The organism is Microbispora sp. ATCC PTA-5024 (genome assembly GCF_000511135.2).
Classification (GTDB): Bacteria; Actinomycetota; Actinomycetes; order Streptosporangiales; family Streptosporangiaceae; genus Microbispora; species Microbispora corallina.
The window spans coordinates 892037-899712 of sequence record NZ_KI866524.1 but is presented as its reverse complement, the minus strand read 5'-3'; the positions used below and the strand labels follow the sequence as shown (position 1 = coordinate 899712).

The following is a 7676-nucleotide window of genomic DNA, read 5'->3' as shown; positions in this document are numbered from 1 at the left end:
GGATCGCCGGTCCGCCGCCCGCTCCGCCGTACGGCCCGGATGATCCGCCGGCGCCTGCGCGCCATGGTGCGGCCGACATGAGCGCCGGGCGCCGTGGCGCGGACCGCATGAACGGCATGGGCCGCATGCGAGCCGCCCGCGCGTGCGGTGGCGCGGGCGGCAGGGGCCGTCCGGGGGCGCCGGGCGGCTGAGCGCGCAGGACCGCAGGACGCCGCACCGCCGCCGCAGGACCAGCAAGGCCCAGCGACCGACCCTCACGGACCCGCCAGTTCCGCCGACCCGACAAGGACCCGCCGTGCCTCGCATCAGCGTCATCGTCCCGATCTACGACGTGGAACCCTACCTCGCGGCCTGCCTGCGGTCGGTCGCCGTCCAGACGTGGCAGGACCTCGAGGTCGTCATGGTGGACGACGGGTCGCCGGACGCGAGCGCGGAGATCGCGGCCGGCTTCGCGGAGCGCGACGACCGGTTCCGGCTGGTCCGCCGGGACAACGGGGGGCTGGGCGCGGCGCGCAACACGGGGATCCGGTACGCGACGGGCGAGTTCCTGATGTTCCTGGACAGCGACGACCTGCTGCCGGTCCACGCGCTCGACTACCTGGCGGCCTCCCTGCTGGAGACCGGCTCCGACATCGCGACCGGGAACGTGACGCGCTACGACGGCCGCCGGACCCGCCCGTCCGCCATGCACCGGCCCGTGTTCGCCCGGCCGGGCCGCGCCACCCACATCACCAGGAACCGCGCGCTGCTGCGCGACCGGCTCGTCACCAACAAGCTGTGGCGCCGCTCGTTCTGGGACGCGCACGCCCTCGCCTTCCCCGAGGGCGTGCTGTACGAGGACATCGCGGTGGCGCTGCGCGCCCACTTCCTGGCCTGTTCGGCCGACGTGCTCCCCGCGCCCGTGTACGTGTGGCGGGAGCGCGACGCGGGCGGCCGTTCCATCACCCAGGACAAGGCGAGGACCGGGCACCTGGCGGACCGGTTCGCCGCGGTCGCCGCGGTGCGCCGTTTTCTGGCCGAGCACAACCTGACGGCCCACATCCACGCCTGGGACCAGGCCGTCCTGGAGAGCGACCTCACCAACTTCCTGGACGTGTTCGACCAGGGGTCGGAGGAGTTCCGCACCCGGTTCCTCGACCTGGCCGGCGCGTACCTGGACGACGTGGCGGCGCCGGTGCTCGACGCGCTGCCCGCCCTGCGGCGGGTGGAGTGGCACCTGGTACGGGCGCGGCGGCCGCGGGACCTCGCCGACGTCGTCGAGTGGGACCGCACGGTCGAGCCCGACCGGCGGGTCGTCCGCGGACTGTGGGGCCACCACCTCGACGTCCCCCTGCCGCGCGGTGGCGGCCGGGGGGTCCCCGCCGCGGTCACGCGGGTGCGGGACGAGATCGCCCCCCGCTTCCGCCTCGACTCGGTGCGGTGGGCCGACGACAGGCTCGTGCTCGAGGGGCGGGCCGCGTCCCCCTTCCTCAAGCCGGCCGGGCGGTTCCACCAACGGGTGTTCGCCGCCCTCGTGCACGAACGCACCGGCAGGCGGATCCGCGTCCCCGCCGCGGTCACGCGCACCCGGGTGTCGGCGCGGCAGGGCAGGGAGCAGGACTGGGGCGGCTTCCGCATCGTCGTCGACCCCGCGCTCGTCGCCCGCGCCGGCCGCCTCGGACGGTGGCACGTCGAGGTGCGCGTGGTCAACCGCGGCACCGTGCGGCAGGGCCGGCTCGCCGACCCCCGCGCGACGTGGGTCGCCCGCGTCGGCTGCCGTGCCGTGGGCCAGGACCGGTACGTCGCGCCGCTGCTGAGCGAGACCGGCGACCTGGTCGTCGACGCCGAGAGGGAGGCGGCCCGGGTGGCGACGCAGAGCGTCAGGGGAGACCTGCTCCGCCTGGTCGGCACCGTGCTGGCCGACCTCGGCCCGGATCCCGTCCTCCTGGTCACCAGGCGGCCGGGCGGGACGCCGCTCACGTACCCGGTCAGGACCGACCGGCGCACGTTCGAGGCGACCGTCGACCTGAACGACCTCCTGCCGCCGCGGTGCCCGGACGGCCGGGAGCCCGCGCTGCCCGACCTGCCGCCCGAGTGGACGGTCGAGGTGCGCGGCGCCGCCGGGACGTTCCCCGTGACGGCGATGGACGACCTGCCTCCCGGCCGCCATCCGCTCGCGGGCCGCGAGATCGTCGTCATGCGCGAGCGGTCGGGCCGCCTCCTCCTGCGGGACCAGCCGGTCGCCGCGTTCGCCGACCTCGCCGAGTGGCTGCCCGGGGGCGAGCTGCTGGTCGAGGGCCGGTTCTCGCTGCCGCAGGAGGTGGAGGCGCTCGTCGTCACCGCGCTCGACCGGCCCGACGAGCGGCTCGCCCCGGTCGAGGGGTCGGGCACGCGGTTCCGCGCCCGGCTGACCCCCGAGCGCGTCGGCTCGCTCGCCGGGCTGCTGCCGCTGCCCAAGGGCCGGTACGTCCTCGCCGTACGGGTGAAGGGGGGCGGGGACCTGCCGGTGGAGCTCGACACGGAGTCCCCGATGGTCCACGAGACGGCCAGCCGGACGTTCGAGCTGGACGCGGACCCGCGGGGGCGGGCCGTGCTGTCCGTCAGCGGCGACCTGGCCGGCAACGAGCGCGGGAAGAAGGCGCAGTGGGAGCTGCGCACGTCGGCGTATCCGGCCATGCGGGGCAGGCCGCTGCGGGAGGCCGTCTTCTTCAGCTCGGCCGGCGGGACCCGGTTCGCCGGCAGCCCGCGGGCGGTATACGAGGAGCTGCGGCGGCGGGGGACCGACCTGGAGTTCCTGTGGCACGTGCGGGACGGCCAGGTCGCCCTGCCCGAGGGCGTCGACCCCGTGCGGTCGCTGGGCCGCGAGCACTACGAGGCGCTGGCCCGCTGCCGCTACGTGGTCGTGGACGACCCGCTGCCGCCCTGGTTCGCCCGGCGCTCCGGCCAGGTGGTCGTCCAGACCTGGCATGGGTCCCCGGCGGCGCTGGCCTCGCCCTGTGCGGGCCAGGACGGCGAGGCCGGGGCCGGGGAGCGCCGGCTGGACCGGCTCGCGGAGAGCGCCGGTGAGTGGACGCACCTGGTCTCGGCCGGACCCTGGTGGACCCCGCTGCTGCGGGAGGCGTTCCGCTTCACCGGGGAGATGCTGGAGACCGGCCTGCCCTGCGACGACCTGCTCACGCCATACGGCGACCCGACCGCGTTCTCGGCGCCGTACCACGACGCGCTCCAGGGCGATCCCGGTCTCCACGGTGACCCGGCCGCGGCCGGGGCGCGGCGGCGGCTCGGCCTGCGGCCGGCGGCCCGGGTGGTGCTGTACGTCCCCGGCGGCGGGCCGCCGCTCGACGCCGCCAGGCTCGCCGCCGTCCTGGGCGGGGATCACGAGGTGCTCGTGTGGCGCCCGCCGGGCGTGCCGCCCCTGCCGTCACGGCCCGAGGGCGCGGCGCGGGACGTGTCGGCCTACCCCGACCCGTACGGCCTGTACAGGGCCGCGGACGTGCTCGTGACGGGCGACGAGGCGGCGGCGTTCGACTTCGCCGTCACCGGACGCCCGGTGATCCTGCACGCGGCCGACCTGCTGCCGCACCCGGACGTCCCGGGGCCCGCGCTGGGCGGGGCCGACGAGGTGGCCGGCGTGATCGGCGACCTGGAGGAGGTGGCCGGCAAGCACGCCGGCCCGCTGGAGGCGTTCCTGGCCCGCTACCGCCCGCTCGCCGACGGGCGGGCCGCCGCGCGCCTGGCCGAGCGGGTCTTCGGTCAAGGATGGGCCAAGGACGCGTAAGGCAATGGAGGTACGCCCGATGGCGGCCGCGGCCCCGTAGGCATCCTTGCGGCGTGACCGTGTCCCCCAGGCTCTCGGTGGTCGTTCCCCTGCTGGGCGACGAGGAGCACATCGAGGAATGCCTCAGCTCGCTGCGCGACCAGACCCTCCAGGACATGGAGGTCCTCCTCGTCGGCCGTCCGGGCGCCGACGCCGTCCGCGACCCGAACGTGACGCTGATCCCGCCGCCCGGGGGGAGCGATACGTCGGCCGCGCGGAACGCGGGGGCGGCCAGGGCCACCGGCGCCTACCTCGCGTTCGCCGACCCCGCCGCGGTCGTCCCCGCCGACGCGTACCGGAGGCTGGTCGAGGCGCTCGACGCCACCGGCTCCGACCTCGCCTGCGGGCGGGCCGCCCGCCTCGGCGGGCGTCCCCTCCAGACGTCGGGGAACGTCCTGCGCACCCGCGCACGGCGCGACCCCGGGCTCCTCGACGACACGGCGGCGGCGACCAAGGCGTTCCGCAGGACGTTCTGGGACACCCACGGGCTGGCGTTCCGCGAGGGGATCGAGGAGGACTTCCCCGTCACCGTCCCCGCCCAGGCGCTGTCGCGCTCGACCGACGTCCTCGCCGAGGTGGTCTGCCTCACCCGTCCCCGCGAGCGTCCCCGCCCCGCGCGCCCCGCCGACCGCCTGGCCGCGATGCTGGAGGTCGCGGAGACGGTCGCCCGGCACTCGGAGGACCTGAAGGGGGAGTACGACCGGCGGCTCGCCGAGTCGGACGCCCTCGCCGCGGTGCTCGACCACGCTCCGCCCGAGACGCTGGCCGGACTGGCGCCGCGCCTGGCCCGCCTCGACCCCGAGGCGGTGGGACGCCTCCCGGCACTGCGGCGGCTCCAGCTCTTCCTGGCCGTCCACGGCATGGCGGGGGAGCTGGCCGGGCTGCGGGAGTTCGCCGAGACCCGCCTCCGGGACCACGGCGTCGTCCGCGCCGGGCTGACGCGGCGACGCCTCACGATGGACTACCCCCTGCGCCGCGACCGCCGCCTGCCCGCCCACCTCTTCGACGCGGATCGCGACCTGGAGCTTCGCGCCCGGGTCGACGACGTCCGGCACGCCGGCGGCATGCTGCGCGTCGCCGGCCACGCCTACATCGCCCACCTCGACAGCCGGCGCAGCCGTGTCGAGCTGTGGTTGCAGTCGGGCAACCGCCGCCTCCCCCTGCCCGTACGGCGGATCTCGCGGCCCGACGTGACCGCGGACTCCCGCCAGTCGGCGGCCTGCCACGACGAGTCCGGCTTCGCGACGGAGGTCGACGCCGGGGCCCTGCCCGCGGGGCGGTGGGCCCTGCACGCCAGGGTCCGCGCGCGGGGGGTCGTCAGGTCGGGCCGCGTGACGGGCGGGCCGGACGCCGGCGAGCGGGTCTTCCGCGCCGGCGCCCTGCAGGTCGCCCTCACCCGGGAGCGCGGCCTCGTCCTGCGCGAGGCCGCCCCCGTGGAGGCGTCCGGCGACCCGGGTCCGCTGGCGACCGGGGTGGGCTGGACGGAGGCGGGCGAGCTGACGTTGACCGGAGCGGGCGGCGGCCCCACGGACCGGATCACCCTCGAACGGGGGACCGAGCAGCACTCGTGGCCGCTGCGTCCGCACGACGGCGGATGGACGGCCGTGGTCGGCCGCACCGAGGAAGGGCTGCCGCTCGCGCGGGGCACGTGGCGGGTGCTGGCCGGCGGCGAGCGGGTCCGCCTGGCCGAGGCCCTGGTGGCCGACCCGCCGCCTCCGGGCAGGTCCGGCGTGCACGAGGTGTCGCTCCGCACCGACAAGGAGTCGGGGCTAAGTCTCGTGGTCCGCCCGGCCCTCGCGCCCGACGAGCGCGGGCCGTACGCCACCCGCAGGCGGCGCGAGGCCCCGCGCGTGCGGACGGCCCTCAGGGAGGCCGCCGTCTTCGACAGCTACGGGGGCGGGCAGTACTCGTGCAACCCCCGCGCCGTCTCGGAGGAGCTGGCGCGCCGCGACCCGGACGTGGAGCGGATCTGGGTCACCCGCGACGGTCAGTTCGCCGTGCCGCCGGGGGTCCGCACGGTCCTGTACGGCTCCCGTGAGCACGAGGAGGCCCTGCACTCCTCCCGGTACGTGGTGGCCAACCGGCGCACCCAGCCCGGCTGGTACGGCAAGCCGGCCGGTCAGCTGTTCGTCCAGACGTGGCACGGCACCCCGCTCAAGCGGCTGGCGCGCGACGCCCGGGACATGCCGTACGCCCAGAAGATCCCGGAGGAGGACCTGGCCGGCCAGGTGGCGACCTGGGACGTGCTGGTGTCGCCCAACCCGTTCTCGACGCCGATCCTGCGGCGGGCCTTCGGGTACGACGGCGAGGTCCTGGAGTCGGGCTACCCGCGCAACGACGTGCTCTTCCGGCCCGAGGCGCGGGAGCGGGCCCGGCGCCGCCTCGGCGTCCCCGAGGGCCGCAGGGCCGTGCTGTACGCCCCCACCTGGCGGGACGACGAGCTGGATCGGCCCGGCCTCCCGCTCGACGCGGGCCGGGTTGCCGCGGCGCTGGGGGGCGGGGACGTGCTGCTCGTGCGCGCCCACTACCTGGTGGCCGGGCGGACCGTGATCCCCGCCCCCGCCATCGATGTCACTAAATTTCCGGACATGGCGGAGCTGCTGGCGGCGGCGGACGTGCTCGTCACCGACTACTCGTCCGCCATGTTCGACTTCGCGTGCACCGGGCGGCCGATGGTCTTCTTCACGCCCGACCTGGAGCGGTACCGCGACGAGGTCCGCGGGTTCTACCTGGACGTCGAGGCGGAGGCTCCCGGGCCCCTCGTCAGGACGCCGGACGACCTGGTCGACGTCCTCGCCGTGGCCGACTTCGGCGCCTACAAGGAGCGCTACCAGGACTTCGCCGGGCGCTACTGTCCCTGGGACGACGGGCACGCCTCGGCCCGCGTGGTCGCGCGGATGCTCGCATGAGCTCCACGCCGCCGCGCGCCGCCGCGCCACGGGTGCCCGTCGCGGTGCTGGTCCCCGCCGCGCTGGCCCTCGCGGCGGGCCTGTGGAGCCTCACCGGCCCCCCGGTGTGGCGCGACGAGGCGGCGACCGTGAGCGCGGCGGCCCGGAGCCTGCCCGAGACCGTCCACCTGCTGCGTCACGTGGACGCGGTGCACGGGCTCTACTACGCGCTCGCGCACGTCGTGGTCGCCCTCGGCGGGACCGGCATCGTGGCCCTGCGGCTGCCGTCGGTCGTCGCCGGGGTGCTCGCCGCGGCCGGGACCGGCGCCCTCGGCCGGGCTCTCGGCGGCCCCCGGGCCGGCCTGTACGGCGGGTCGCTGCTGGCGCTGATGCCGGTCCTCTCCCGCTACTCCCAGGAGGCCCGGCCGTACGCGCTGACCATGGCAGCCGCCGTCGGCGCGACGCTGCTGCTCGTCCGCGCGCTGCGCCGGCCCACGCCGGGCGCCTTCGCGGTGTACGGCCTGTCGGTGGCCGTCCTGGCGTACCTCAACCTGTTCGCGGTCCTCGTCCCGGCGGCCCACGGCGTCGCGGTCCTGCTGTGCCGGGGGCCGTTCGCGCGGTGGTGCCTCGCCGTCGTGCCGGGCCTGGCGCTCGTGGCGCCGCTCGGATGGCTGGCGTCCCGGCAGAGCGCGCAGGTGGGCTGGATCACCCGGCCGGACGCCGGCGACGTCGGCATGCTGGCCGTGCAGCTGTTCGGGGACCTGGGCGCGGCCACGCCTGCCTGGCTCGGGGTCGCCCCCCTCGTGGCGGCGCTGGCCGTCGTGGGCGCCGTCCGATCGCCGCTGCGGGCGGCCGCGGCACGCGCGGCCGCCGGGTCTTCGGCCGCGGGGCTGCTCGTCCGGGTGGCGGTGCCGTGGCTGCTGCTGCCGCCGGTCGCGCTGCTGGCCCTGTCGTGGGCGGCGCACCCGGTCTACGTGTTCCGGTACGTGCTG

General features: G+C 76.8%; 3 protein-coding genes. All 3 read left to right on the top strand.

Going from position 1 to position 7676, the window contains the following annotated elements; genetic code table 11:
• The first annotated feature begins 295 nt into the window (after positions 1–295).
• Positions 296–3757: a bifunctional glycosyltransferase/CDP-glycerol:glycerophosphate glycerophosphotransferase gene (locus MPTA5024_RS24620; RefSeq protein WP_036329391.1), complete on the top strand. Its 3462-nt coding sequence runs from the start codon at positions 296–298 to the stop codon at positions 3755–3757.
• Positions 3758–3810: 53 nt separating this feature from the next.
• Positions 3811–6705 (top strand): bifunctional glycosyltransferase/CDP-glycerol:glycerophosphate glycerophosphotransferase, encoded by a 2895-nt coding sequence (locus MPTA5024_RS24615; RefSeq protein WP_051458606.1) that lies wholly within the window; start codon positions 3811–3813, stop codon positions 6703–6705.
• The coding region (locus MPTA5024_RS24610; protein ID WP_198167353.1) for a glycosyltransferase family 39 protein at positions 6702–7676 on the top strand (975 nt) is incomplete at its 3' end. The genes MPTA5024_RS24615 and MPTA5024_RS24610, both read left to right, overlap by 4 nt.